General features: G+C 65.2%; 3 protein-coding genes. All 3 read right to left on the bottom strand.

Annotated features, from left to right (window positions below; genetic code table 11):
- The coding region (locus I5M_RS05765; RefSeq protein WP_031335508.1) for a cation transporter at positions 1–607 on the bottom strand (607 nt) is incomplete at its 3' end.
- A 45-nt stretch (positions 608–652) separates the two neighbouring features.
- A complete protein-coding gene (locus I5M_RS05770; RefSeq protein ID WP_022720533.1) occupies positions 653–1,168 on the bottom strand; it encodes a FixH family protein in 516 nt (171 codons plus the stop codon).
- A gap of 18 nt (positions 1,169–1,186) precedes the next feature.
- Positions 1,187–1,673: FixG Ig-like domain-containing protein (locus I5M_RS05775; protein WP_283804863.1), on the bottom strand; the 487-nt coding region annotated here is incomplete at its 5' end.

Here is a 1,673-nt window from a genome sequence, read left to right on the forward strand (position 1 = left end):
GCGGCGTCGAATAGGTATGCTCGGCGTGGCCGATGGTCTCGACCAGCGACATCGTCAGCGCCAGGAGCACGCCGATGGTGATCGGCACGTCCATATTGACGCTCTTGGCCTTGAGCGCGCGAAACGCCGACTGGAAGAACGGCTGGCCCGCATAGGCGGCGCAAGGCAACGCGACCAGCGCCGACAGCCAGTGGAAGAAGTCCCGCGTCTCGGGCGTCATGTCGCTGCCGGCCCACACCGGCACCGACAGCATCATCACGTTCATGGTGCCGAAGGCGGCGACGCCCAAGCAGCGCAGCAGGAATTTGGAGCGTTCGGCCTCTTCGACCTCGGCCCGCACCGGCTCGTACGGATAGGCCTTGTAGCCGAGCTCGGCGAGGCGATCGATGAACAGGCCGGGCTCGAGATCACCCTTGCGCCACTCGACCGCGAGACGGCGGTCGGTGAGGTTGACGCGCGCCAGAGTGACGTCCGGAATCGACTGCAGACCGCGCTCGATCTTGGCCATGCAGGCGGCGCAGCTCACGCCTTCGACGGCGAGGTCGAGATGTGCCGTTTGCACATCCACGTCCTTGACGTAGTGCGAGAAGTCCCGCGTCATCAACATCCGGCGACCCTTTAGGTACTCGCCCGCGGCCCCCCGGCGCGTGCGTCAGTTCAGCATCAGGCGGTTCTTGGACAGGAACATGCGGATGCCGCCCTGATCGCCTTCCAGCACCAGATCCCAGCGGCCGGCCGCGACATTGGCGGCGTCGCCGCGGTACACGCCGGTGCCGATCTCGGCCAGCGTCACCTCGCGGTCGAACTTCTTGTCGGATGGCCGCTCGAGCTTGCCGACGAAGGTCAGTCCCTTCAGCGGAAGCCCCGCCTTGTCGCGGGCTTCCACATGCAGCGTCGCCTTGCCGTCGGCTGCCCGCTCGACCTTGGCGTCGACCTGCCAGCCACGCTTGTCCTGATCACGCGCCGCGGCGATTTCGCGTTCATAGGCGATGCTCGCCGCATAGGCGCTGTCGACCTCGGTGCCCGGCAGCGTAGTGATCGCCAGCGTCATCATGAGCGCGTTGACGCTCATCACGGTACCGAAGAAGCCGAGCAGGATCGCCAGAACGACCTTGCCGGTCAGCTGGCGCGGGGGCTTGGCGGAAGGCGACGTCGTAGTAGTAGGCATAGTAACGCTCCAGACAGATCAGGGCGCGACGAACACGTCTTTGGTCGAGGCGACTTCACCGAGGCCGATATCGGTGACGTGGAAGGTCACCGGCATAGACGCCACCTCGTCCTGGGTGAAACTGGCGTCGACAAGAACGCGCAGCTCGGTGGTGGTGTCGCGGCCCAGAATGATCATCGGCCGGTCCGGCGTGATCGAATCGGTGCCGACGACGTGGATGACGGCGTTCGGCGGACCATCGACGTCGACGGTGACGACGCGATCGAAGCCGCGCTTGTTGAGGAAGCGGATGGTGTAGCCGTTGCGGATCGAGCCGTCGGACAGTCGCACCGCCAGCGGATTGCGATCGTGCAGCACGTTGAGATCGAGCAGGCTGCGGGTGGCGAGCTTGTAGAGCATCGCACCGCCGATCGCGACGATCATCAACGTATAGATCACCGTGCGGGCGCGGATCGGCTTGAAGACTTCCTTCTTGCCCTCCATCCGGCGGTGGATGTTGATGTCG

It is taken from the genome of Rhodopseudomonas sp. B29, assembly GCF_000333455.1.
Classification (GTDB): Bacteria; Pseudomonadota; Alphaproteobacteria; order Rhizobiales; family Xanthobacteraceae; genus Rhodopseudomonas.